The sequence below is a fragment of the Rhizobium sp. WYCCWR 11128 genome, assembly GCF_013416305.1.
Lineage (GTDB): Bacteria > Pseudomonadota > Alphaproteobacteria > Rhizobiales > Rhizobiaceae > Rhizobium > Rhizobium indicum.
Genome location: NZ_JACCEZ010000004.1, coordinates 43,956 through 68,507, shown reverse-complemented (window position 1 = coordinate 68,507; position 24,552 = coordinate 43,956). Strand labels below are relative to the sequence as shown.

Here is a 24,552-nt window from a genome sequence, read left to right as displayed (position 1 = left end):
GCCGGCGCGTTGTCGGAATGGCGAACTTCGATACGTCCTTGTAACAACCTGACAGGAAACAGGTTTCATTCAAATGGAGAGATGTCGAGATGACCGCCAGCACACAACATGAACTCGTCCTTGTTCGCGAATTCGACGCGCCGCGCGAGAAGATCTACAAGGCATGGACCGATCCCGATCTGCTGAAGCAGTGGTTTGTGCCGCGCCCCTGGGGTGTCGCGGAAGCCAAGCTCGACGTCCGCCCCGGCGGTTCCAGCGTCGTCGTGATGCAGGATCCCGAGGGCAATCAATACCCGAATCGTGGCGTCTATCTCGATGTCGTCGAGAACGAGAAGATCGTCTTCACCGATGCCTATGCCAGCGCCTGGGTGCCTTCCGAGAAACCTTTCTTCACGGGCATCATCCTGCTCGAAGATCTCGGCAACGGTCGCACGAAATATACGGCCAAGGCGCTGCACTGGCGCGCCGAGGACAAGGAAGCGCACGAGAAGATGGGTTTCCATGAAGGATGGGGCAAGGCTGCGGACCAACTGGCGGAGCTGCTGGCGAAGATATGAGCGGCGCGGTGAGGCGGCGCGGCGAGACTGCGTCGTCCTAACACTTCAAGCAAGGTTTGAGGCGGTTCGAAAGATGATTCCGCTGATGCTTTGAGGTCGTTGAATTCAGATTCGAATTGGCCGTCGATCGGTCTTTCAGATCGCCAAAGACCGCTATCGCGATTCTCGAACATTCCGTTCCAGAATTTGTATTTGCGCTGCATCTCCGGCATCCTTATCTCAGCCGAGAATTCAACAGGATGCCGATGATGGAACTGGGGCTTTACACATTCGCCGACGTCAATCCCAACCCCTCCCGCAGCAAGGGCGCGGAAGGGGCCGAGCGGCTGAAGCATCTTATCGAGGAAATCGAGCTTGCCGATCAGGTTGGGCTCGACGTCTTCGGCCTCGGCGAGCATCACCGACCGGATTATGCGGCGTCTGCTCCGGCGGTCGTGCTGGCGGCGGCTGCCGTCAAGACCAGGAATATCCGGCTGACCAGTGCGGTCACCGTGCTCTCTTCCGATGATCCGGTGCGGGTCTTCCAGCAGTTTTCGACGCTCGATCTGATCTCCAACGGCCGGGCCGAAATCATGGCGGGGCGCGGCTCGTTCATCGAGTCCTTCCCGCTGTTCGGCTATAATCTCGAAGACTACGACCAGCTTTTCGAGGAGAAGCTCGATCTGCTGCTGGCGCTGCGCGACAGCGAGGTTGTGGAGTGGAAGGGTGAACTTCGCGCGCCGATCAACGGGCGCGGCGTCTATCCCAGGCCGCTGCAGGATCCGCTGCCGCTCTGGGTCGCGGTCGGCGGTACGCCGCAGTCGGTGGCGCGCGCCGGCGCCCTCGGCCTGCCGGTGGCGCTGGCGATCATCGGCGGCGAGCCGCGCCGTTTTGCGCCGCTCTTCGATCTCTACCGCGAGGCCGCGCGCCGGGCAGGGCAGGATCAGTCGAAGCTGAAGACCAGTATCAATGTCCATGGCTTCATCGCCGACACGACGGCGGCGGCGGCCGACCAGTTCTACGGCCCGCAGGCCGAGGTGATGAACCGCATCGGCCGCGAGCGCGGCTGGGGACCGACGAACCGAGCGCATTTCGACATGTCGCGCGGGCCGAACGGTGCGCTCTTCGTCGGTGATCCCGAAGTGGTCGCCGAAAAGATCATCGCCCATCATGCGCTCTTCAAGAACGACCGCTTCCTGCTGCAGATGGCGATCGGCCTGATGCCGCATGCCGAGATCATGCGTGGCATCGAGCTTTACGGAACGAAAGTCGCGCCGATCGTCAGAAAGGCGTTGACTGATAGCAGCGAAGAGGCGAAAGCCACGGCTTGACGAGCGCATAATGCCGAAAATCGGAATCGATTTTCGAAACGGAGTATGCGCAGATTCGAAGTGACAGAGTGTCCTCAGGGCTTCCTGTTGGAGGCGCGGCGCTCTAGAACAGGATGATTTTAGACCGGGTCGGCCTAAAATTTGAATCCTGTTCTAAATTGAATAGTTAGAGCATGATGTCGTCCGAAAACCGCTCACACTTTTCGGCATCATGCTCTAGGGCGGCCGCTGCCGCCCTGCGCAAGGCCGGAACAGACGAATGGTTATCGCAAACGACGACGAACTGGTAAAGCTCAAGGAGATCGGCCGCATCTGCGCAAACGCCATTCAGGTGATGGCGGCGGCGATGGAGCCCGGCATGACGACGCTGGAGCTCGACCAGATCGGCCGGAAGGTGCTCGAGGATTCGGGCGCGCGTTCGGCGCCGGAGTTCTGCTACCAGTTTCCCGGTGCCACCTGCATCAGTATCAACGAGGAAATCGCCCACGGCATTCCCGGCCCGCGCGTCATCCGCGCCGGCGATCTCATCAATATCGACGTCTCGGCGGAAAAGGACGGCTTCTTCGCCGATACCGGCGCCTCCTTCACGATGCCGCCGGTCAAGCCGAAGATCGAGCGGCTCTGCCGCGACGGCAAGCGGGCGCTTTGGATCGGGCTCAACCAGGTCAAATCGGGCGAGCCGCTGGCAAAGATCGGCACAGCCGTCGGCGCCTTTGCGCAGAAGAACCGCTATACGCTGGTCGCCAATCTGGCGAGCCATGGCGTCGGCCGCTCGCTGCATGAGGAGCCGGCCGAGCTCTCGACCTGGCCGGACCCTTCGGAAAAACGGATGATGACGGAAGGTCTCGTCTTCACGGTCGAGCCGTTTCTCTCGCTCGGCGCGACATGGGCCGAAGGCGGCGACGATGCCTGGACGCTCTATGCCGATCCAAAGGCGCCGACCGTGCAATATGAACACACGGTGGTCGCGACGCGTAACGGGCCGGTGGTCCTGACCCTGCCGGATGAGCGGGCGTAAGGCTGGAACCGGAGTTATTCCGGCTGGGTGGGAGCACCCGCCTCGCCCTTCGGGGCCCCTGCGGGGCACCTCAGGGTGAGGCTCTCTTGGAGGCTTCACGCGTTTGCAGCAGAAGCCGTGCATTCTCCACACCTTTGCGGCATCCTCAAACGCACCTCACTCTGAGGTGCGAAGCCCGCAGGGCATAGCCTCGAAGGGTCCTGCCGCAACACCGCTTCTTGCCTGCCTCCTGGCACGAACGCTCGCCCCACCATTCGGCTCTCATCCTCAGCCCCGCGTTCCCGGCCTGCCGCCTTGCAGGATTTCGGTGGCGGCGCGTTCGAGGATGCTGGCGATGCGGGCGGCTTCGGGTTTCGACCAGGGATAGCGCATGCGCAGGGCCGAGCGCAGCAGCATGCGGGCGGCGCGGATATCGCCGCCGTCCTGCATGAAGTCGCCGTCATCGCCTTCGTCGGCGCCGTGACGGTCGGTTTCGAAGACACGCTTCACATGGGCCATCTTCTCGCCGATGCGTTCCAGCTTGGCGAACGTTTGTAGGATCATGGCGCGGTTTTCCTCGACGCGGCCGCGGCCGGCCTCGGTGATGCGGTAGAGCTTCTTGGCGCCCTCGGCCTCCACCTCGGCAAGGCCGGTTTCCTCGAGATAGGTGAGTGCGGGATAGATGACGCCGGGGCTCGGTACATAGAAGCCGCCGGAACGCTCCTCCAGCAGCTTTATCAATTCATAACCGTGGCGCGGCTGCTCATCGAGTAAAGCCAGGATGACGAGCTGGAGATCGCCGGCCGCGAATTTGCGGCCCATGCGGAAATCTCCGCCGAACATGCCGCCTTTAAAACCTCTCATGATTTTTCCTTTCATCGTTATATGTATCGTTAGCTATGTCGTAAAACATATATCGTACGATAACTCCTTTCAAGTGCGGCCTAGAACTTTTGATGTTTTGGGAAATTGATCAATCGATCAGAATTACTTGATTGTGGTGCCGGCACGGCGGCGCGATAAGCGCTGCATGCTCGAGCGCACCGGTCACTCCCCGCCGAATCTTGTCTCCACCGCCGCTGCCGGCGCCGTTGCCATGGCCGCTGCCATGGGCTTCGGGCGCTTCTCCTACACGCCGATCCTGCCCGGTATGATCAGTGGCGTGCCGCTTTCGGCAGCGGATGCAGGCTTTATCGCATCGGCGAATTTCGTCGGTTATCTGGTGGGCGCCGTGCTTGCCGCTTATGGCTGGGCGGCGGGGCGGGAGCGACTGGTGGCGCTGTTGTCGTTGCTGGCAACCGCCATCCTGCTTGCCGCCATGGCTGCCACCGATTCCGTCGCGATCTTTGCCGTCATCCGCTTCCTAGCCGGCGTCGCCAGCGCCTTCGCGATGGTCTTCACCTCGTCGATCGTGCTCAGCCACGGGGCTGCTGCCGACAACGATCATGTGCAGGCGGCGCATTTTGGCGGGCCGGGGGCGGGCATCGCGCTGTCCTCGGTCATGGTGTTTCTGATCGGCCTCGGCTTTCACGACGGGCCGGGCGGCTGGCGCGCCGACTGGATCGGCGGGGCGCTCTATTGCGCGGCAAGCCTTGTCGTCGTTTTCCTGCTGCTGCCGTCGGCGCCGGCGCAATCGGCGCAGGCGGGCAAGGAGCCGGCGCTGGTCTGGAACAGGCCGATGGTGCTGCTGACGCTGTCTTACGGACTGTTCGGATTTGGCTACGTCATTACCGCGACCTTCCTCGTCACCATCGCGCGCCTTTCTGCAACCGGGCCCTTCGTCGAATTCCTCTGCTGGTTCATCGCTGGCCTGACGGCGGCGGTGGCGCTGTTTGCTTGGAAGCCGCTGGTCAAGCCGCTCGGGCTTGGGGGCGTCTATGTCGCAGCCCTTCTGGTCGAGGCCGCCGGCGTGCTTGCGACCGTGGCGCTGCCGCCTTCCGTTGCACCGCTGATCGGCGGGGCGCTGTTCGGGGCGACGTTCCTGGCAATCACCGCCTACGGGCTGCAGATCGGCCGCAAGCTTTCGCCTGACAGTCCGCGGCGGATCCTGGCGATGATGACGGCCGCCTTCGGTGTCGGCCAGATCGTCGGGCCTGTTGTCGCCGGCTGGATCGCCGAGCGCACGGGCAGCTTCACCGTGCCCACGATGATCGCCGCCGTGGCACTTGTCGCCTGCGCAGCGCTGGTGATGCCCGTGATCAAGAAAATCGCTTAACCGGTTACAACTCCGTAACAATCGGCTGAACCCATTGCTGCTTCCTTGGAACTGCCTTAGTTTCCGGCACAATCAGTGTTGACGACACTCCCGAGACTCACAGTTCAGGAAAGCAAAGCTCCCCGTGTTTCATTCCTTCTTCCCCCAGCCAAAAGCGTTCTTTACTTCGCTCGCAATCTGGACGCTGGCAGCAATTTTTGGCTGGTATTTCTTCGCCGCTGGTCTTGGTGCTTCCCTCGGTTTTGCGCCGGTTTCTGAAGAGCAACAGCCGATTGATCTCTCCTTCTTCCTGCTGCGGGAGAACCTCTGGTTCTACAGCTATTTCCTTCTGTCGGCGGTGATCTTCTGCGGTGCATGGCACCTGAAGGCGCTGCGCCATCCTTGGAAGATTTGGTCGATCTGGGGGTCGGCGTTGATCATCTTCGTGACCTACTTCGGCGTCCAGATCAGCGTTGTGATCAACAACTGGCGTCGGCCGTTTGGTGACCTTCTGCAGAACGCATTGTCGAAACAGCCGGGAATTTCCGTCGACAATTTTTACAGCCTGATGTGGGTCTTCTGCCAGATCGCGTTTCTCAGCATGTTCGTATCGATCATGACCGACTTCTTCACCAGCCACTACATCTTCCGCTGGCGAACGGCGATGAACAATTTCTACATGTCGAAGTGGGAAAAGCTTCGTCACATCGAAGGTGCCTCCCAGCGCGTTCAGGAAGATACGATGCGCTTTTCGAGCACGCTCGAAGGCCTTGGTATCAGCCTCATCAACTCGGTGATGACGCTCGTGGTATTCCTTCCGATCCTGCTGGCGCTGTCGCATTACGTGACCGAACTGCCGTTCATCGGGCCGGTGGCGAATTCGCTGTTTTGGCTGGCGCTGTTCTGGTCGGCGTTCGGGACGCTCCTGCTGGCGATCGCCGGCGTCAAGCTGCCGGGGCTGAATTTTCGCAACCAGCGCGTCGAAGCGGCATATCGCAAGGAACTGGTCTATGGCGAGGACCATGCGGAACGGGCTGAGCCGCTGACAGTCAGGGAGCTCTTCGGCAACGTGCGCCGGAACTATTACCGCATGTATTTCCACTACATGTATTTCAATGTCGCCCGTTATTTCTATGTCCAGGCCGACGCGCTCTTCGTGGTCTTCATGCTGGTGCCGACGATCGTGGCGGGCACGATCACTTACGGTATCTTCCAGCAGATCTCGACCGCCTTCGGACAGGTCAGCAATTCGTTCCAGTACCTCGTCAACTCCTGGACGACGATCATTGAACTGCTCTCGATCCACAAACGACTCAAGGCCTTCGAGGCGGCAATCGACGACGAACCACTGCCGGAAATTGATCAGCGCTACCTGGAGCGTGAGGGGGGAGTTGTTCATGCCGACGGTTGATGGCTGAGGGGTATGGGAGATTCTGCGAGCCATCGGAAAGTTCGCGCTTGGGGCGCCCCCTCATCCGCCCTATCGGGCACCTTTTCCCCGCCGGGTAGAAGGGGGATTCGCAGCGTCGCAACGAATCTCTTCTTCCCAGCGGGGAGAAGGTGCCGGCAGGCGGATGAGGGGGCCGCACGGCACGTCGGTTCGTCCAGATAATTGGCTCTTCAGAGGCCTGAAGTCTGCAATTTCCCGCGCGCCTCGATCATCGGGATCGCTTCCGAATAGCTGGCACAGGCCACATCCGTTCGGTGGCAGACGTCGCTGACTAGCCTGTCGAGGGCGCGCCAGTAGGCGCCGCCGTTCATTTCGACGAAGTGGAAGCCGAGCTGTAGCGGCACGCGGGCGCCGGCATATTGCTTGTCGAAAGCCTCCTTGAAGGCGGCATAGGCGCGGTCCTCGAATTCCGCGGAATCGGCCGTATCCTCCTCACCCTTGGAATGGCGGACGAAGAGATTGTAGTCCATGCCGATGATCGGCTTGTCGTTCGGGCCTTCGGGGATCAGCGGCAGGCCGAAGCGAATGATACCGTCTTCCTCGACAGGCATGGCCGGGCCCTTTGTGACGAGGCTCGCGTCATAGGTGAAGCCCGCCTTCTTTTCGGCGGCGATCATGTCGGTGCCCGCAGTTGCCGAGAGATAGGGGGCCCGAAAGCCCTTGATGCCGTGATCGACCAGATCCTGCCAGCCGGCCGGCTCCTGCAGGCCGACGCTCTTCCAGGCATTCTCAAGCGTCGCGTGGAAGGTGGCGTACTCGGCCGACCAGTCGGCCTCGCTCCAGAGGCGGCCGTCGAAATGGCCGCAGGCATGGCTCGATATGTCGTGTCCTTCGAGATGGGCGTGCCAGATATTGCCGAGGCGTTCGCGGATCTCGTCGTCGCTCTGGGCGAAGCCGACATTGGATTTTCCGCGTTTCTGGTGGGGCGCCTGGTAGGCCTTCTTCGCCGCCTCGTTCATCAGGAAAGTGCAGGAAAGGAAATAGGTGAAATGGGCGCCGTTTTTCGCCGCCATCTCGCGGCTCTTCAGCCAGAGCGCGTTGTCGTGGGCGCCGTCGAAGGAAATGATGACGAGCTGTTTCGGCCGGTCGGCCGCCTCGGCAATTGCCGGAGCGAGGAGCGAAACAGAAAGGCAGGCGGAGAGGAGGGAACGAGACATGGGCACCGCGACAATTTGTTCGGGGTTTCCCTCCGACAGAATTGCGGCGAAGCTGCGGTCGCGCTGGCATTTCTTCGCGCCAGCCGGTAAGCCATGACAAACGGCACGGAAGGGATCCGCAATGACATTGCTTATCGTCGGCATCATACTTTTCCTCGGGGTGCATCTGGTGCGGGTGCTGGTGCCGGACTTTCGCCGTTCGATGATCGCAAGCCTCGGCGAGAAGGGCTGGCGAGCGGCCTATTCCATTGCCAGCATCGCCACGCTGATCCTGTTGATCTACGGCTTCGGGCAGGCGCGGCAGGTGACCGGAATGCTCTACAATCCACCGGTCTGGATGGCGCATATAGCAATCACGCTGATGCTGATCGCGATGATCTGTCTCGTCGCCTCGCTGCTGCCGGCGGGGCACATCGCGACCAAGACCAAACATCCGATGGTGCTGTCGGTGAAGATCTGGGCGCTGGCGCACTTGCTCGCCAATGGCGAGACGTCGTCGGTGCTGCTGTTTGCCGCCTTTCTCGCCTGGGGCGTCATCTTGCGCATTTCCTTGAAACGGCGGCAGCGGGCGGGCGAGATCACGCTCCGGCCGTTCGTCTCTGCCAAATACGACCTCTATGCGATCGTCATCGGCATCGTCGTCTGGGCGCTGATCATCTGGAAGCTGCACGAATGGTTGATCGGCGTTTCGCCGCTCGTCATCTGACCTGCGCATAACCCCAAAAATCGATTCCGATTTTCGGAGAGGATTATGCGCGGATTCAAAGTCTTAGAGCGTCCTTAGCGCGTCCTGTCGGACGTGCGGCGCTCTAATCTTTCACATCCCCCTTACAACGGCGGCAAAATGGAGTAGAAGGCCCGACAATATGCGTTTTGCATGGTGTATGGGTATTTCCGCGGCCGGAGACGAGAATGGCATTCAACGACGACAGCTTCATCCGTGAAGTCAATGAGGAATTGCGGTCTGACCAGATGAAGGGCGTCTGGCGCCGGTTCGGCCGCTATATCGTCGTCGTCGCCATCCTGATCGTCGTCGGCACCGCCGGCAAGGTTCTCTACGATTATTGGGACGACAACCGCTCCTCCGGCACCGGCGACCAGTTCCTGGCGGCGATGAAGCTAGCCGACGAGAACAAGAACGACGAGGCGCTGGCCGCGCTCGACAAGCTCGAGAAGGAAGGCCATGGCGCCTACCCGGTGCTGGCACGCATGCGGGCCGCGACCGTCCAGGTGCAGAAGGGCGATGCCGCCGCGGCGATCGCCGCCTTCAACGAGATCGGCAAGGACAATGCCGTTCCGGCTGCCGTGCGCGATGCCGCCAAGATGCGCGCCGGCTGGTTGCTCATCGAGAACGGCACTTACGAACAGGTTTCGGCGGCGATCGAGGAAATGGCCGTTCCGGGCAACGCCTTCCGTCATTCGGCGCGCGAGGCACTCGGCCTTGCCGCTTACAAAGCCGGCAACATGGCGCAGGCGCGGCAGTGGTTCCAGTCGATCGTCGACGATACCGACAGCCCACGCAATGTTGCCAATCGCGCCCATATGATGCTTGATCTGATTACCGCATCCGGCAAGGCGCCCGCCGCTCAGGGCTGATCGCGTTAAGGACAAGATATGAGTTTCACGGTCGCGATCGTCGGTCGTCCGAATGTCGGCAAGTCGACACTTTTCAACCGGCTGGTAGGCAAGAAGCTGGCGCTTGTCGATGACACGCCGGGTGTGACCCGCGACCGCCGGCCGGGCGATGCGCGGCTGATGGGCCTGACCTTCACGATCATCGACACGGCTGGTTTGGAAGAGGCCGACGCGGAAAGCCTGCAGGGCCGGATGCGGGCGCAGACGGAAGCGGCGATCGACGAGGCGGATCTTTCGCTTTTCGTCGTCGATGCCAAGAGCGGATTGACGCCCGTCGATACCGACCTTGCGGAGATGCTGCGTCGGCGCGGCAAGCCGGTCGTGCTCGTCGCCAACAAATCCGAAGCGCGCGGTTCCGACAGCGGTTTCTACGACGCCTATACGCTAGGGCTCGGCGAGCCGACGCCGATTTCGGCCGAACACGGGCAGGGCATGCTCGACCTGCGCGATGCGATCGTCGCGGCGATCGGCGAGGACCGTGCCTATCCCGAGAAAGAGGATGTGGCGGTTACCGACGTCGACATTCCGCAATCATCAAACGAGGGCGACGAGGACGAAGAGCCGGCCTATGACGAGACCAAGCCGCTCAGAGTGGCGATCGTCGGCCGGCCGAATGCCGGCAAGTCGACACTGATCAATCGCTTCCTCGGCGAGGACCGGCTTTTGACCGGGCCGGAGGCAGGCATCACCCGCGACTCCATCTCGGTCGAATGGGACTGGCGCGGCCGCACCATCAAGATGTTCGATACGGCAGGCATGCGCCGCAAGGCAAGGGTGATCGAGAAGCTGGAGAAGCTTTCGGTGGCCGATGCGCTGCGCGCCATCCGTTTCGCCGAAACAGTCGTCATCGTCTTCGATGCGACGATCCCCTTCGAAAAGCAGGATCTGCAGATCGTCGACCTCGTGCTGCGCGAAGGCCGTGCCGCCGTGCTCGCCTTCAACAAGTGGGACATGATCGAGGACCGGCAGGCGGTGCTTGCTGATCTGCGCGAAAAGACCGACCGGTTGCTGCCGCAGGCGCGCGGCATCCGCGCCGTGCCGATCTCCGGCCAGACCGGCTGGGGGCTCGACAAGCTGATGCAGTCGATCATCGACACGGACAAGGTCTGGAACAAGCGCATTTCGACGGCCAGGCTCAACCGCTGGCTGGAGACGCAGCAGATCCAGCATCCGCCACCGGCCGTTTCCGGCCGCCGCATCAAGCTGAAATATATGACGCAGGTGAAGGCCCGCCCGCCGGCCTTCATGATTTCCTGCACCCGGTCCGATGCGCTGCCGGAATCCTATACGCGCTATCTGATCAACGGGTTGCGCGCCGATTTCGACATGCCGAGCGTGCCGATCCGCATCCATTTCCGCTCGCCTGACAATCCGTTCGAAGGCAAGAAGAGACGGACGTAGGCTGGGAGCTGGCGCTGATTGGTGGGTCATTGGGCCGCATGTCGTGAAGCACCCCTTCTGCCCTGCCCGGCAGGGCAGAAGGGGTATCACAGGCACTGTGATAGCTATCCGGCAATCTAAGCCACGCTTTTGTTCAGCGCTTCACGCAGCGCCACGATCTCGGCCTGGAGGCGGGTGAGGTCGATTGCATCGCGACCACTGGCAGCGGCGATGCAACCGGGGATGCCGATCGCCTTTTCCTTTAGGCGAATGCCTTCTTCGCTCAAGCGGATGACGACGACGCGTTCGTCCTCCCGGCTGCGTTCGCGCCTGACATAACCTGCGGTTTCGAGGCGTTTGAGCAGCGGGGTCAGCGTGCTCGATTCCAGGAAGAGCTTTTCACCCAAGCCGCCGACGGTCTGGCCGTCCTGTTCCCAGAGCGAAACCATCGCCAGATATTGCGGATAGGTGAGACCCAACGTATCGAGCAGCGGCTTGTAAACGCGGTTCAGTGCGTGGCTTGCCGTATAGACGGCGAAGCAGATGAAATTGTCGAGCTTCAGCTGATCCTGCATGGGGTTATCTCCAGAACTGATGGAGGTTATATCGCGCGATAAATAATCGTAAGCGATATTTATGCATGGCTGCTATGCGCAAATTTAAATTGTCCAATAAACAATCGTGCGCGATATAAAAACGGTGTTCAGGACGAACATCGAACCCGAGAGGACAAGACAATGTCGACCATCAAGACCGCAGTTTCCGCAGCAGCACTCCTGACAGCTTTCGCCGTCGGCGCGCTTGCCGATCCGGTACTCGAACCGACAACGCAGAAATTCATCGACGGGCTTGCCGGCGGCAAGCCGATCTACACGCTGTCGCCGGCCGATGCCCGCAATGTTCTGGCGGGCGCGCAGAAGGGCGACGTGAAGAAGCTTGCCGCCCAGGAAGAGGACAGGGTCATCAGGGCCGGTCCGACAGGCAACATCAAGCTGCGCATCGTCCGCCCGGAACATGCCAAGGGCACGCTGCCGGTCATTCTCTATTTCCATGGCGGCGGCTGGGTGCTGGGCGATGCCGATACACATGATCGGCTGGTGCGCGAGATCGCCAACGGCGCCGATGCCGCCGTCGTCTTCGTTGACTACGAACGCTCTCCGGAAGCCCGCTATCCCGTTGCCATCGAGCAGGCTTATGCTGCGACCAAATATGTCGCCGAGCATGCCAAGGAGTTCAAGGTCGATGCCTCCCGACTCGCGGTCGCAGGCGATAGCGTCGGCGGCAACATGGCGGCGGTGGTGACGCTGCTTGCCAAGGAGCGTGGCGGTCCTGCCATCGACCAGCAGGTGCTGTTCTACCCCGTCACCGACGCCAATTTCGACAATGGGTCCTACAACCAGTTCGCCGATGGGCCGTGGCTGACCAAGGAAGCGATGAAGTGGTTCTGGAACGCCTATCTGCCCGACGAGACCAAGCGCAAGGAGCCGACGGCCTCACCGCTGCAGGCGTCGCTGGAGCAGTTGAACGGCCTGCCGCCGGCGCTGGTCATCGTTGACGAAAACGACGTGCTGCGCGATGAGGGTGAGGCCTATGCCCGCAAGCTCAGCCAGGCCGGTGTCCGCGTCACGTCGATGCGATACAACGGCACGATCCACGACTTCGTGCTGCTGAACGCGATTGCCGAAACGCCTGCGGCGCGCAGTGCGATTGCGGTCGCGAACGACACGCTTCACAGCGCGCTTCACAAGTAAAACCAATCAGTCTGCGGACGGGAGAGGCCCGGCGGTTTCGCCGGGCTTTCTGCTTCTTGGGAGCGACTTGGTGGCAAACTGCCAGGCCTTCTTCCATTTCGGCGTGATGACGCCGTTGGCGGCGCGGATATTGTTGATGAACTGCAGCGTCGCCGCTTCCCAGGAATATTGCATGGCGAGTTCACGCGCCTTCTCTCGCGAGGCGGAGAGGGCGGCTAGGCAGGCGGCCTGTAGGTTCTGGTCGAGCGCCCCGACTTCGCTATCCTCGCCGATGATGTCGAGCGGGCCGGTGACCGGATAGGCTGCGACCGGCACGCCCGATGCCAGCGCCTCGAGGATGGTGTTGCCGAAGGTGTCGGTGAGCGAGGGAAAGACGAAGACATCGGCCTGGGCGTAGGTTTTCGCCAGATCCTCGCCGAACTGCACGCCCGCGAAGAAGACGTCGGGATATTGCTTTTCAAGCTCGGCGCGGGCAGGACCGTCGCCGACGACGACCTTGGAGCCCGGCAGATCGAGATCGAGGAAAGCCGGCAGGTTCTTTTCCAGCGCCACGCGGCCGACGGTCATGAAGATCGGGCGCGCCAAGCCGAACGGGTTTTCCTCGAGCGCCATCGGACGGAACTGCGTGGCGTCAATGCCGCGGCTCCAGGGCATGAGGTTGCGGATGCCCTTTTCCGACAGTTCGCGGGCAAGGCTCGGCGTCGCCACCATGCAGCCGGCGCCGCCATTGTGGAACCAGCGAACGAAGGAGTAGAGCCAGCTCTTCGGTATCGGCAGGCGCGCGGAAACGTATTCCGGGAAGCGGGTGTGGTAGCTCGTCGAAAACGGCATGCGGTTTCTCAGGCACCAGCGGCGGGCGGTCAGCCCCAGCGGACCTTCGGTGGCAATATGCACGTAGGACGGATTGTGCTTTTCGATCTCGCGGGCGATGCGGCGGTAATTGGCGATCGACAGGCGGATCTCAGGATAGGTCGGGCAGGGGATGCTGTTGAAGCGCTCCGGCGTCACCATCGAAACCTCGACGCCCATCTTCGCCAGTTCGCGGTTGGTGTTCTCGATCGAGCGCACGACGCCGTTGACCTGTGGGTGCCAGGCATCGGTGACAATCACCAGCCTCTCAGGCAGGTTCCCGGCGGCGGCATTGGCCCAGCTCTCGCCGCTATAAGTGTTTGCCGGACGTTGCAGCATGTCACGATTTCCATCCGCGTCGCAGTGATATGCCAACGCTCAACCCCTAAGCGGGGTTCCGGAACGGCGATTCCCGCTTCTCTATTTTGAGGCATGACCATGATGGAAATATTACAGCCCATATTGCGAGGATTGCAGGGCTTTCGCCGGTCTGATCGCCCCGATTATGTCGGCGGCTGGCGGCGGTTGTTTTTCATTTGAAAGAAGAAAGTCACGGCGCCGGTCGTGGACCGGCGCCGCTTGGGAGGTCAAGCTGCAGCGGAAGCCGAGCTTGCGGTCGGAACTTCCGAGATCGTCTTCAGAACCTGCGAAGCGATCTGGTAGGGGCAGCCCTGCGAGTTCGGGCGGCGATCTTCCAGATAGCCCTTGTAGTCGTTCTTGACGAAGGAGTGCGGCACGCGGATCGAGGCACCACGGTCGGCAACGCCGTAGGAGAACTTATTCCACGGAGCCGTCTCGTGCTTGCCGGTCAGGCGCTTGTCGTTGTCAGGACCGTAGACGTCGATGTGGTCCATCAGGTTCTTGTCGAACTGCGCCATCAGCGCTTCGAAATAGGCCTTGCCGCCGACTTCGCGCATGTACTTGGTCGAGAAGTTGCAATGCATGCCCGAGCCGTTCCAGTCGGTGTCGCCGAGCGGCTTGCAGTGATACTCGATGTCGATGCCGTACTTTTCGGTCAGGCGCTGCAGGAGGTAGCGTGCCATCCAGATCTGGTCGGCGGCCTTCTTGGAGCCCTTGCCGAAAATCTGGAATTCCCACTGGCCCTTGGCCACTTCGGCATTGATGCCTTCGTGATTGATGCCGGCAGCGAGGCAGAGGTCGAGATGCTCTTCGACGATTTCGCGGGCAACGTCGCCGACGTTCGAATAGCCGACGCCGGTGTAATAAGGGCCCTGCGGAGCGGGGTAGCCCTGCTCAGGGAAGCCGAGCGGACGGCCGTTCTGGTAGAAGAAATATTCCTGCTCGAAGCCGAACCAGGCGTCTTCGTCGTCGAGGATGGTGGCGCGGGCATTCGATGCGTGCGGCGTGACGCCATCCGGCATCATGACTTCGCACATGACGAGAGCGCCGTTGGTGCGGGCCGGGTCGGGATAGATGGCGACCGGCTTCAGCACGCAATCGGAGCTGCGGCCTTCAGCCTGCTGCGTCGAGGAGCCGTCAAAGCCCCAGAGCGGAAGCTGTTCCAGCGTCGGGAATACGTCGAATTCCTTGATCTGCGTCTTGCCACGCAGGTTCGGTACCGGAGTGTACCCATCGAGCCAAATATACTCGAGCTTATATTTTGTCATCGTGACTCTCTCAATGCTACGAAGGTGAGCAAATCCGGAGGTGATCTCGGCGCGCAAGCGCATCCGACCGCCAGGGATGACGCTTTAAAAGCACGTAGCGTGCCAGTTTTGGTGCTACGCGAAAGAAAAATCGCGAATCAGCTTGCCGGCCGATTTTTTCCCTTTTGGAAAATCGGGCTGTTTTTAACGCTCGCAGGCGGTATCGCCCATCAAAACGCAGTTTTTTCATCTGGAACCGGATGAAAATTGTGGCGTTAGGCTGAAATGATGAAGTGTTAAACAAATTATCGGAAGCTTTTAGCCGAGACAGCATGCCGACCGATTACAATTGCAACATTGCCGTTATTTTATGCAATTTGCATAAACTATGTGCATTGTGCTATGTAGATGGTCCTGAAATGTTGATGCGCCGAGCTGAATGGAGGCGATCTCATGCCCACCGGTTTCCATCGTGAATCCGCAACGATCTACCAGTTTCCCGTTAAGGCGATGCGAAACGCCAACCGGTTCGAACGCGCCAGGCTGATGGAGCGCGAGGCCGCAGACGTCTGCGATGCTGCGCTCGACAGCTGCTGGTACCATGACGAGGCCGTTCGCGACGCCGATCGACCGACGAAGTCCTGATTTCCCCTGGCAGATGCCGACAAGGCGGGGAGCGCTCGCACATGGCGTTCATACTGCGTCAGCATGTGCGGCCTAAAAGCATGTTTCGCTAAGCGAATCTGAAAGATCGCGCCGCTTTAGCCGCCATCCAATCCAAGCTTTTCCCTTACGACCAATGCGCCATGTTCGCTGACGACGCGTGCAGCGACCTTTGCTGCGAAGCGGGCGGCGGCAGACGCATCGCCTGCTTCGAGATATCGTGCGAGAAAAGCGCCGTTGAAGCTGTCGCCGGCGCTGGTCGTGTCGACCACCTTCTCCACCTTTTCGGCCGGAACGAAGGTCTGCTCGCCGGCAAAATTCAGCGTAACGCCCTCCGCGCCGTTCTTGACGACGATATGGACGGCACCCAGTGCGCGATAGCGGTGGATCGTCGCCTCGATGGAATCATCGCCGAAATGGGCCGCCTCGTCGTCGAAGCTCGGCATGACGAGCACGGAGGAGCGGGCACCTTCACTGATCGTCGTGTGCATTACGTCGTAGCTCGACCAGAGCCGCGGGCGGATGTTCGGATCGAAGACGACGAGCTTGCCTGCGGCCTTGGCGCGACGGACTTCGGCAAGCAAAGTCTCGGCATCCTCATGCGGCAGTATGGCAAGCGTGATGCCGGAGAAATAGACGACTTCAGCGCTCTCCACCGCCTCGCGCAGGCGGTCCGGATCGGCGGCCAGGCTGCGGGCAGCCGAGCTGTCGCGCCAGTAGCTGAAGGAGCGTTCGCCGTCCTTCAGGTTGATCATGTAAAGGCCCGGCGTCCTGCCCCTGATACGGCGAATGAGGCTGGTGCCGATGCCCGCCTTGTCGATAAAGGCCGCCATCTCGTCCGACATGGCGTCGTCGCCGAGCGCGGTGAAGTAGTCGACCGACCAGTCGGCGGCAAGGCAGGCGCGGGCATACCAGGCGGTGTTGAAGGTATCGCCGGCAAAGCCCTTGCGCAGCAGACCATCGCCTGCCTGCGAGAGTTCCACCATGCATTCACCGATCGATAGAAACCGTCTGCTCACCTTGTCCTCCCGGCATTGGTCTTCATCCGCTGATACGCGGAGAGTATGAAGGTGGCAAGCGCCTATATTCGGGAATGGAAACCCGCCTTCGCGGGCTAGGCAAAGGCCGCTTGCGCGGCCTTCGTATCACTCATGGCCTGTCCATGTGATAACAGGCGGCCTTCTGGCCGGGGCGGACCTCCTCGGTCGGCGGCATTTCGGTGCGACAGATGTCGGTCGCCTTCCAGCAGCGCGGTGAGAAGACGCAACCCTTCGGCGGATTGAGCGGCGAGGGCGGGTCACCCTGCAGGCGGATGCGGGTGCGCAGGCGCGCCAGCTTCGGATCCGGGATCGGCGCGGCGGAGAAAAGCGCCTGCGTATAGGGATGAGCGGGGTGATCGAAGACGGTAGCACAACTGCCTGCTTCCACCACCCTGCCGAGATAGAGCACCAGCACATCGTCTGAGATCAGGCGCACGACGGAGAGGTCGTGGCTGATAAAGATCAGCGTCAGGCCGAATTCCTTGCGCAGCTTGCGCAGAAGCGTGATGACCTGGCCCTGGATCGAGACGTCGAGGGCCGAAACCGGCTCGTCGCAGATGATGAGCTTCGGCTTGGTGACGACCGCGCGCGCGATGCCGATGCGTTGCGCCTGGCCGCCGGAGAATTCGTGCGGGTAGCGGTTGATCATCTCCGGCACCAGGCCGACGGCGGTCATGATCTCGCGGACCCGCTCGGTGCGCTCGGCCCTTGATAGCTTCGGCTCGAAGACTGTGAGAGGCTCGGCGATGATGTCTCCAACAGTCATGCGCGGGTCGAGCGAGGCGATCGGATCCTGGAAGATGATCTGCATGTCGCGGCGGGCGGCCCGCATTTCCTCGTCCGAAAGGTCGAGCAGGTTGCGGCCCTGCCAGAGGATACGGCCCTTCTGCGATTTCAACAGCCGCAGGATGGACCGGCCGAGCGTCGACTTGCCGCAGCCGGATTCGCCGACGATACCGAGCGTGCGGCCTTCGCTGAGGTCGAAGCTGACATTGTTGACGGCGGTGAGGAAGATCGGCGGCTTGAAGAGGCCTTTCGCCGGCAGTTCGAATTGGGTCGTCAGGTTCTCGACCCTCAGAAGTGATCGTTCAGCCATGGTTCAGCAGCTCCTCGCGACGCGGGAAGGGGTGGTAGCATGCGGCGCAGTGATGCGGCGCCAGCACTTCGAGCGGTGGCGGGCGGTCGATGCAATCGTCCTGGACCTGCGAACAGCGTGGCGAGAAATTGCAGCCCTTCGGCAGGTGCTGCAGGTTCGGCGGACGTCCGGGGATGACGACGAGGTCGTCGACATCCTGGTCCGGCCGCGGGATCGAGGCATGCAGTGCTGCGGTATAGGGATGGGCCGGATTGTCGAAGAGCTCATCGACCGGCGCTTCCTCGACGATGCGGCCGGCATACATGACGGCGACGCGGTCGGCGAGGCCGGCAACGACGCCGAGATCGTGGGTGATCATGATCAGCGCCGTGTTCATCTCCGCCGTCAGATCGTTGAAGAGATCGAGGATCTGCGCCTGGATGGTGACGTCGAGTGCGGTCGTCGGCTCGTCGGCGATCAGAAGCTTCGGCCTCGTGAGCAGCGCCATGGCGATGACGATGCGCTGGCGCATGCCGCCGGAGAGCTCATGCGGGTAGAGGTGAAAGCGCCGTGTCGGGTCGGGGATGCCGACACGTTTCAGCATGTCGAGCGCTGCGGCGGATGCGGCGCGCGCCGTCAGGCCGCCGTGCACCTCGAGCTGTTCCGTCAACTGCCGGGAGATCTTCAGCGATGGATTGAGGGCGGTCATCGGATCCTGGAAGACCATGGCCATGTCCTTGCCGCGGATCTGGTCGAGCTCGCGCGGTTTCAGCGCCAGCACGTCCTTGCCTTCGAGCAGCGCCTGTCCCGTGGTTTTGCCGTTCTTGGCAAGCAGGCCCATGATGCCGAGGAAGGTCTGGCTCTTGCCCGAACCGGACTCGCCGACGATGGCGATGCGTTCGCCGCGTTTGACCGTCAGGTTCATGTTGGAGACCGCCTTGACCTCTCCATCCGGCGTTTTGAAGGTGATCGAATAGTCTTTGAGTTCGAGAAGGGTGTCTTTTTGTGTTTCTTGGGACATTCTTATCGATCCTTCGGGTCGAACGCGTCGCGCAGGCCGTCGCCGATGAAGAGCAGGCTGAGCAGCAGGGCCACGAGGAAGCTCGCCGGGAAGACCAGCAGCCACGGCATGCTTTCCATGGCATCGGTTCCCTCGGCGATCAGCGTGCCGAGCGAGGTCAGCGGTTCCTGCACGCCGAAGCCGAGATAGGAAAGGAAGCTTTCGGTGGCGATGATTTCAGGCACCGTCAACGCTGCGAAGATGACCACGGGTCCGACGAGGTTCGGGATGATGTGCTTGATGATGATCTTGAACGGCCGCTGCCCGGATGCGCGGGCCGCTTCGATGAATTCGCGATGCTTGATCGACAGCGTCTGGCCGCGGACGATGCGGGCCATGGTCAGCCATTCCAGCGCGCCGATCGCGGCAAACAGCAGATAGACGTTGCGGCCGAAGATCACCATCAGCAGGATGACGAAGAGGATATAGGGAAGCGCGTACATAATGTCGACGAAGCGCATCATGATCGCATCCAGCCTGCCGCCGATATAGCCTGAGACCGCACCGTAGAGAACGCCGATGAAGACGGAGACGACGGTCGCCGTCAACGCCACGGCAAGCGAGACGCGGGTGCCGTAAAGGACGCGAGCGAGAAGGTCGCGGCCGTTCGGGTCGGTGCCGAAATAGTGGCCGGTCTCGATCGAGGGCGGTATGCGGAAGGCCGCCCAATCCGGGTCCTCATAGTTGAAGGGAATGAACCAGGGGCCGAGGAAGGCGGCGAGGATCAGAACCGTCAGGACAACGATCGAGAGGACGGCCGCCTTGTTGCGCCCGAGTCGGCGCAAGGCATCCTTGGTGAGCGAGCGGCTTTCGGGCGCAAGGCCCTCCGCCTCCAGAAGCTCCTGGGCAAGCAGCTCGCGTTTTGCGGGGTTGAGGATCATCGGTTTCTCACTTTCGGATCGAGCCACGCATAGGCGATATCGACGAGAAGATTCAGGAACACGATGAGCACCATGTAGAAAATGACCGTGCCGAGAACCATGCCGTAATCGCGGTTCAGCGCTGCGTTGACGAAATAGCGGCCGATGCCGGGCAATCCGAAGATGCTTTCGACAACCAGCGAGCCGGTGAGAAGGTAGCTTGCCGCCGGTCCGAGATAGGAGACCACAGGCATCAGCGCGGGCTTCAGCGCATGGCGCATGACCGTCAGCCGGGGGCCGATGCCTTTGGCCTTGGCGGTGCGGATGAAGTTCTGGTTCATTACCTCGATCATCGAGCCGCGGGTGATGCGCGAGATACGGCCGGCATGCGGCAGGGCTAGAACGACGATCGGCAGGATGAGGTATTTGATCGAGCCGTCACCCCAGCCGCCGACCGGAAACCACGCAAGATGGATGCCGAAGACGAGCTGCAGGATGGGCGCAATCAGGAAGTTCGGCAGTACGACGCCGATCAGGATGAGCGCGCCCAGAATATAATCCGGCGCCTTGTTCTGATAAAGCGCCCCAAGACAGCCGACCGCCACGCCGACAATGATGGCAATCAGGAAGGCAGCCGTACCGATGGTGAAGGTGTAGGGCAGACCGATCATGATCTGCTGGGCGACGGTGAAGTCTTCGCTGGCGAAGGACGGGCCGAGATCGCCTCGGAGCAGGTCACCGACATAGATCAGGTACTGCTGGATGAGCGGCTTGTCGAGATTGTAGTGGATAGCAAGGTTTTTCAAGATCACCGGCGGCAATGGCCTTTCGCCATCGAAAGGGCCGCCGGGGGCAAGGCGCAAAACAAAAAAGCAGGCTGTGACGGCGATCCACAGAACGGGGATCGTCGATAGCAGGCGACGGAGGGCGTATTTGATCATGATCGTGGGCCGGTCCTTTCCGCAATGCGCGGAAAGGACCGTTTTCCCTTACTCTTTCATCGACAGCCAGCGGGTGCGGTGGATGTCTTGGATGTTGTCGACGAAGCCTTCGATCTTCGGCGAAACGACATTCTTCGAGACGTAGTAGTAGATCGGCAGGGCGGCGGATTCATCGAGCGCCAGCTGTTCGGCCTTCTTGAAGATCGCGGCACGCTTGGTGAGATCGGTCTCGGCGTTACCTTCCTTGATCATCTTGTCGTACTCGGGATTCGACCAGCGGCCGTAGTTCATCTGGACGCCTGTCACCAGGAGGTTCAGGAAGTTGTCCGGGTCGTTGTAGTCGGCGAGCCAGCCGGCGCGGCCGATTTCGACCTGGCCACGCTGCATCTGGTCGTAATGCACCTTGGTTTCGGCATTAACGAGCTCGACATCGACGCCGAGCGGCTTCCACATGGAAGCGATGGCGACGGCGATGCGCTTGTGGTTGTCGTTGGTGTTGTAGCTGAGGACAGCGTGAAGCGGCTTGTCCGGACCGAAACCGGCTTCGGTCAGAAGCTTCTTGGCTTCGGCGACCTTCTCGCTATAGGGCAGGTCCTTCCAGCTGACATAGGCCGGCTCGCCGTAATTCGCCGTGCCCGGCGGAACCCATGAATAGGCCGGCAGTTCGCCGGTGCCGAGGATCTGCGGGCCGATCACTTCACGGTTGATCGCCATGGAGAGAGCCTGGCGGACGCGCTTGTCGCTGAAGGGCGGCTTCTGCGAGTTGACGACGTAATAATAGAGGCCGGAGAAGGGAGCGACATGCGCCTGGCCAGGCAGGTTCTTCTTCATCCACTCGTACTGGTCGGTCGGGAAGTCGGTGAGGATGTCGAACTCGCCGGCGCGGTAGCGCTTCAGCGCGGCTTCCTGATCTTCAAGCACGAAGAACTTCGCGCCATCGATCTTCAGGTCCTTGGTGTCGTACCACTGGTCGTTCTTGACCGTCGTGACATGCGAGCCCGGAACCCATTCGACCGGCTTGTAAGGGCCGTTGGTGACGATGTTGCCGATCTTGACCCAATCCTGCCCCTTCGCCTCGACGACATGCTTCGGCAGCGGATAGGCGGTGTAATGCATCAGGGCATTAAGGAAATAAGGGGTGGAGTTTTCGAGGGTGATTTCGAGCGTCTTGTCGTCGATCGCCTTGACGCCGAGCTGGTTGAGATCGGTGATCTCGCCCTTGTTGATCTTTTCGGCGTTCTTGATGGTGAATTGCAGATAGGCATAGTCGGCCGCATTCTTCGGGTCGACGAGGCGCTGGAAGGCGAAGACAAAGTCTCCTGCCGTTACCGGCTGGCCATCGGACCACTTGATGCCGTCGCGAAGCTTGAAGGTGTAGACCTTGCCATCAGGCGAAATCGTCCAGCTTTCAGCCTGGCCGGGGATCGGATTATCCTTGGCGTCCTCAGTGACGAGGCCTTCGAAAATGTCGCCGGCGATACGGTTCTCCCAGTCGCCGGAAAGCTTCTGCGGATCGAGCGACTGCGGGTCGCCACCATTGTGAATGTTGAGCGTGGCCGCATGGGCCGAAAACGCCAGCAATGTGCCAAGCATTGCAGAGGCGAGAAATTTTTTCGCGAAATGGTTCATGGTGGGTCCACCTTTCTAGGCTTTTCGCCTTTATTAGACATTTGTTCCCGGTGTTTGACCTCTTACGTGCAGGTCAGCGCGCACATTATCGCAAAGGCTTTGCGTTGCAACCCCAAATCCGGAGGGTGGAAACGGGTTGTGGACAAGCCTATATACGTCTCCCCCTTGTCGGATCGCGACGACGTGTCGCGGCGTTTCGCAACACCTTCATAACCGCTTCACATGGTTGTCTTTTGTTTCGTCCGCTTTAGTGTGACGAGCGCAAACGAGGCAGGAGATGTAGCCGATGGCATTGCAGGCAGGCGGGAGTGCGGACTGGTGGCGTGGCGCGGTGATCTATCAGGTCTATCCGCGCTCGTTTCAGGACACCAACAGCGACGGTCTCGGCGATCTCAGGGGAATCACCCGCCGGCTGCCGCATATAGCCAGCCTCGGCGTCGACGCGATCTGGCTCTCGCCCTTCTTCAAGTCGCCGATGGCCGACATGGGCTACGACGTTTCCGATTATTGCGACGTCGATCCGATCTTCGGCACGCTCGCCGATTTCGACGAAATGATGGGCGAAGCGCACAAGCTCGGCATCAAGGTCGTCATCGACCAGGTGATCTCGCACACTTCCGACCGGCATCCCTGGTTCGTCGAGAGCCGATCGAGCCGGACCAATCCCAAGGCGGACTGGTATGTCTGGGCCGATCCGAAGCCTGACGGTACGGCGCCGAACAACTGGTTGTCGATCTTCGGCGGGCCGGGCTGGGAATGGGATGGCGTGCGCCGGCAATATTACCAGCACAATTTCCTGACCTCGCAGCCGGACCTCAACTTCCACAGCAAGGCCGTGCAGGATGCGGTCCTCGAGACGGTGAAGTTCTGGCTCGACCGCGGCGTCGACGGCTTCCGCCTGGATACGGTCAACTATTATTTCTGCGACAAGCTGCTGAGGAGCAATCCGCCGCACGAGCCTGATGAAGATGACGCAGGCCTCGATGCGCCCGACAGCAATCCCTACGGCATGCAGAACCACCTCTACGACAAGACGCAGCCGGAAAATGTCGATTTCCTCAAGCGCTTCCGGGCGTTGCTCGATCAGTACGAGGATCGCACGACCGTCGGCGAAGTCGGCGACGGGGCGCGTTCGCTGAAGACGGTTGGCGCCTATACGAGTGGCGGCGATAAGCTGCACATGTGCTACACATTCGACCTGCTCGGGCCGGATTTCACCGCCGAGCATATTCGGGGCTGCGTCGAGGCCTTCCAGAAAGCAGTCACGGACGGCTGGGTCTGCTGGGCTTTTTCCAACCACGACGTCATGCGCCATGTCAGCCGTTTCGCGCGGACGGAGGAAGAGCGGCCTGTCATCGCCAAGCTGGCGATCTCGGTGCTTGCGGCGCTGCGTGGCTCGATCTGCCTCTATCAAGGCGAGGAACTCGGCTTGCCGGAGGCTGAGCTCGCCTTCGAGGATCTGCGCGACCCCTACGGCATCCGCTTCTGGCCGGCCTTCAAGGGCCGCGATGGATGTCGCACACCGATGCCCTGGGAAGCCGGCAAGGCGCATGCGGGCTTCACCTCGGCGGAAAAGAGCTGGCTGCCGGTGCCTTACGAGCAGGCAGCGCTTTCCGTCGATACGCAGGAGGAGAGCGAAAGCTCTGTGCTGCATCACTATCGCAGGACGCTCGCATTTCGGAAGAGCCACCTGGCGCTGATCGACGGCGACATGACCTTCATCGGCACCAACCAGGATCTGCTCGCCTTCACCCGCGAAAAGAACGGAGAAAAACTGCTCTTCGTTTTCAACCTGACGCGCAAACCGGCGGAATTCCGCCTGCCCGATGGCATGGTGCTCGGGGAACCTCTCGAGATGCCGGGCTTCGAGGCGGTGGCTGGCGCGGGGCTCGTGAAGCTTGCGGCGCTGGACGGGTTTTGTGCGCGGGTTTGATGGCTATTTCAAAAGCTTATCGTAATCCGCGTGCGCGCCGATCTAAAACGAGATGACGTCATCTCCATCCCAGACAGCTAAAGCTCTCCAGGATGTGCCGACGCGCGCCGACCAAAAGCGACCGACGCGCTTGAAATGCAAGGAGGGATGTCTGGGATCTTGTTTAAGCAGATCGAAGTTTTCGTCAGCCAGCTTCTGTATCTGTTCAGGCAAGCGGTCATACGCCTCCCAGAAGGCGGGAGTTGCGTAGTGCTTCAAAGCCGTCTGGTCTTTCCGGCACGAAAATCGGCAAAGGCTTTCTCGGCGAGATGATCGAGTTTGCCACCAGCAGCATCTGCTTCCATTTGCCTGTCCCAGCGTTCGGCCTGAAGGGCTTCAAACCACGCCGAAAAAGCTTCGAACTCGAACTTATCGAGTTCGGCAACGATTTTTTCAATCTGTTCCAGCTTCGTCATGATCGGCTC

General features: G+C 61.0%; 24 protein-coding genes. 12 read left to right on the top strand and 12 right to left on the bottom strand.

From position 1 onward, the window contains the following. The first annotated feature begins 89 nt into the window (after positions 1-89). The 3 genes from HX898_RS15120 (at position 90) to map (ending at position 2,885) form a co-directional block, all read left to right on the top strand. Positions 90-557: an SRPBCC family protein gene (locus tag HX898_RS15120; protein ID WP_180195008.1), complete on the top strand. Its 468-nt coding sequence runs from the start codon at positions 90-92 to the stop codon at positions 555-557. Between the two features lie 248 nt (positions 558-805). Next, complete coding sequence (locus HX898_RS15115; protein ID WP_064652287.1) at positions 806-1,867, top strand: LLM class flavin-dependent oxidoreductase; 1,062 nt, start codon at positions 806-808, stop codon at positions 1,865-1,867. 259 nt (positions 1,868-2,126) lie between these two features. Then, positions 2,127-2,885: a type I methionyl aminopeptidase gene (gene map / locus HX898_RS15110; RefSeq protein WP_128402039.1), complete on the top strand. Its 759-nt coding sequence runs from the start codon at positions 2,127-2,129 to the stop codon at positions 2,883-2,885. A gap of 267 nt (positions 2,886-3,152) precedes the next feature. On the opposite strand, the gene HX898_RS15105 is transcribed toward map, so the two are convergent. Beyond that, positions 3,153-3,728, bottom strand: coding sequence for a PadR family transcriptional regulator (locus tag HX898_RS15105; protein ID WP_180195007.1), 576 nt, complete (start codon positions 3,726-3,728; stop codon positions 3,153-3,155). A 166-nt stretch (positions 3,729-3,894) separates the two neighbouring features. Between HX898_RS15105 and HX898_RS15100 the strand changes: the two genes are divergently transcribed. Continuing rightward, positions 3,895-5,079 (top strand): YbfB/YjiJ family MFS transporter, encoded by a 1,185-nt coding sequence (locus HX898_RS15100; protein WP_180195006.1) that lies wholly within the window; start codon positions 3,895-3,897, stop codon positions 5,077-5,079. A 124-nt stretch (positions 5,080-5,203) separates the two neighbouring features. Then, positions 5,204-6,469 (top strand): peptide antibiotic transporter SbmA, encoded by a 1,266-nt coding sequence (gene sbmA / locus HX898_RS15095; RefSeq protein WP_180195005.1) that lies wholly within the window; start codon positions 5,204-5,206, stop codon positions 6,467-6,469. Between the two features lie 209 nt (positions 6,470-6,678). Here the strand turns inward: sbmA and HX898_RS15090 are convergent, their stop codons facing one another. Further along, a complete protein-coding gene (locus HX898_RS15090) occupies positions 6,679-7,665 on the bottom strand; it encodes a polysaccharide deacetylase (RefSeq protein ID WP_180195004.1) in 987 nt (328 codons plus the stop codon). A gap of 121 nt (positions 7,666-7,786) precedes the next feature. On the opposite strand from HX898_RS15090, the gene HX898_RS15085 reads away from it, so the two are divergent. The 3 genes from HX898_RS15085 (at position 7,787) to der (ending at position 10,701) form a co-directional block, all read left to right on the top strand. Beyond that, positions 7,787-8,371, top strand: coding sequence for an NnrU family protein (locus HX898_RS15085; RefSeq protein ID WP_180195003.1), 585 nt, complete (start codon positions 7,787-7,789; stop codon positions 8,369-8,371). Between the two features lie 206 nt (positions 8,372-8,577). Further along, entirely contained in the window at positions 8,578-9,261 is a 684-nt protein-coding gene (locus tag HX898_RS15080; RefSeq protein ID WP_168314171.1) for a tetratricopeptide repeat protein, read from the top strand. Between the two features lie 18 nt (positions 9,262-9,279). After that, the gene (gene der, locus HX898_RS15075) at positions 9,280-10,701 is read left to right on the top strand and encodes a ribosome biogenesis GTPase Der (RefSeq protein WP_180195002.1); all 1,422 of its coding nucleotides are present in this window, start codon (positions 9,280-9,282) and stop codon (positions 10,699-10,701) included. 116 nt (positions 10,702-10,817) lie between these two features. Here der and HX898_RS15070 read toward each other — a convergent pair whose 3' ends face one another. Continuing rightward, positions 10,818-11,255, bottom strand: coding sequence for a MarR family transcriptional regulator (locus HX898_RS15070; protein WP_180195001.1), 438 nt, complete (start codon positions 11,253-11,255; stop codon positions 10,818-10,820). 162 nt (positions 11,256-11,417) lie between these two features. Between HX898_RS15070 and HX898_RS15065 the strand changes: the two genes are divergently transcribed. Then, complete coding sequence (locus tag HX898_RS15065; protein WP_180195000.1) at positions 11,418-12,431, top strand: alpha/beta hydrolase; 1,014 nt, start codon at positions 11,418-11,420, stop codon at positions 12,429-12,431. A gap of 6 nt (positions 12,432-12,437) precedes the next feature. On the opposite strand, the gene HX898_RS15060 is transcribed toward HX898_RS15065, so the two are convergent. Then, a complete protein-coding gene (locus tag HX898_RS15060) occupies positions 12,438-13,619 on the bottom strand; it encodes a glycosyltransferase family 1 protein (protein WP_180194999.1) in 1,182 nt (393 codons plus the stop codon). A gap of 248 nt (positions 13,620-13,867) precedes the next feature. Beyond that, positions 13,868-14,908: a glutamine synthetase beta-grasp domain-containing protein gene (locus HX898_RS15055; RefSeq protein ID WP_003541898.1), complete on the bottom strand. Its 1,041-nt coding sequence runs from the start codon at positions 14,906-14,908 to the stop codon at positions 13,868-13,870. A gap of 24 nt (positions 14,909-14,932) precedes the next feature. Between HX898_RS15055 and HX898_RS15050 the strand changes: the two genes are divergently transcribed. Next, on the top strand, positions 14,933-15,151 hold the full coding sequence (locus HX898_RS15050; protein ID WP_180194998.1) for a hypothetical protein: 219 nt from the start codon (positions 14,933-14,935) through the stop codon (positions 15,149-15,151). A gap of 189 nt (positions 15,152-15,340) precedes the next feature. Continuing rightward, a complete protein-coding gene (gstI, locus tag HX898_RS15045) occupies positions 15,341-15,532 on the top strand; it encodes a glutamine synthetase translation inhibitor GstI (RefSeq protein WP_180194997.1) in 192 nt (63 codons plus the stop codon). 116 nt (positions 15,533-15,648) lie between these two features. Here gstI and HX898_RS15040 read toward each other — a convergent pair whose 3' ends face one another. The 6 genes from HX898_RS15040 to HX898_RS15015 form a co-directional block, all read right to left on the bottom strand. After that, complete coding sequence (locus tag HX898_RS15040) at positions 15,649-16,569, bottom strand: sugar kinase (protein ID WP_138386888.1); 921 nt, start codon at positions 16,567-16,569, stop codon at positions 15,649-15,651. 130 nt (positions 16,570-16,699) lie between these two features. Continuing rightward, a complete protein-coding gene (locus HX898_RS15035) occupies positions 16,700-17,686 on the bottom strand; it encodes an oligopeptide/dipeptide ABC transporter ATP-binding protein (protein ID WP_077978952.1) in 987 nt (328 codons plus the stop codon). Then, positions 17,679-18,686 carry an ABC transporter ATP-binding protein gene (locus HX898_RS15030; protein WP_138386889.1) on the bottom strand — a complete coding sequence of 336 codons (1,008 nt, stop codon included), beginning with the start codon at positions 18,684-18,686 and terminating at the stop codon, positions 17,679-17,681. The genes HX898_RS15035 and HX898_RS15030 overlap by 8 nt, the downstream gene beginning before the upstream one ends. A gap of 2 nt (positions 18,687-18,688) precedes the next feature. Next, on the bottom strand, positions 18,689-19,606 hold the full coding sequence (locus HX898_RS15025) for an ABC transporter permease subunit (RefSeq protein ID WP_018495229.1): 918 nt from the start codon (positions 19,604-19,606) through the stop codon (positions 18,689-18,691). Continuing rightward, positions 19,603-20,526 carry an ABC transporter permease subunit gene (locus HX898_RS15020; protein ID WP_003541883.1) on the bottom strand — a complete coding sequence of 308 codons (924 nt, stop codon included), beginning with the start codon at positions 20,524-20,526 and terminating at the stop codon, positions 19,603-19,605. Before HX898_RS15020 ends, HX898_RS15025 begins: the two co-directional genes overlap by 4 nt. A gap of 48 nt (positions 20,527-20,574) precedes the next feature. Beyond that, positions 20,575-22,155: a peptide ABC transporter substrate-binding protein gene (locus HX898_RS15015; protein ID WP_011653015.1), complete on the bottom strand. Its 1,581-nt coding sequence runs from the start codon at positions 22,153-22,155 to the stop codon at positions 20,575-20,577. 286 nt (positions 22,156-22,441) lie between these two features. Between HX898_RS15015 and HX898_RS15010 the strand changes: the two genes are divergently transcribed. Further along, the gene (locus tag HX898_RS15010) at positions 22,442-24,088 is read left to right on the top strand and encodes an alpha-glucosidase family protein (protein ID WP_138330343.1); all 1,647 of its coding nucleotides are present in this window, start codon (positions 22,442-22,444) and stop codon (positions 24,086-24,088) included. 254 nt (positions 24,089-24,342) lie between these two features. Here HX898_RS15010 and HX898_RS15005 read toward each other — a convergent pair whose 3' ends face one another. Beyond that, a complete protein-coding gene (locus HX898_RS15005) occupies positions 24,343-24,543 on the bottom strand; it encodes a hypothetical protein (RefSeq protein WP_180194996.1) in 201 nt (66 codons plus the stop codon). Between the last annotated feature and the right edge of the window lie 9 nt (positions 24,544-24,552).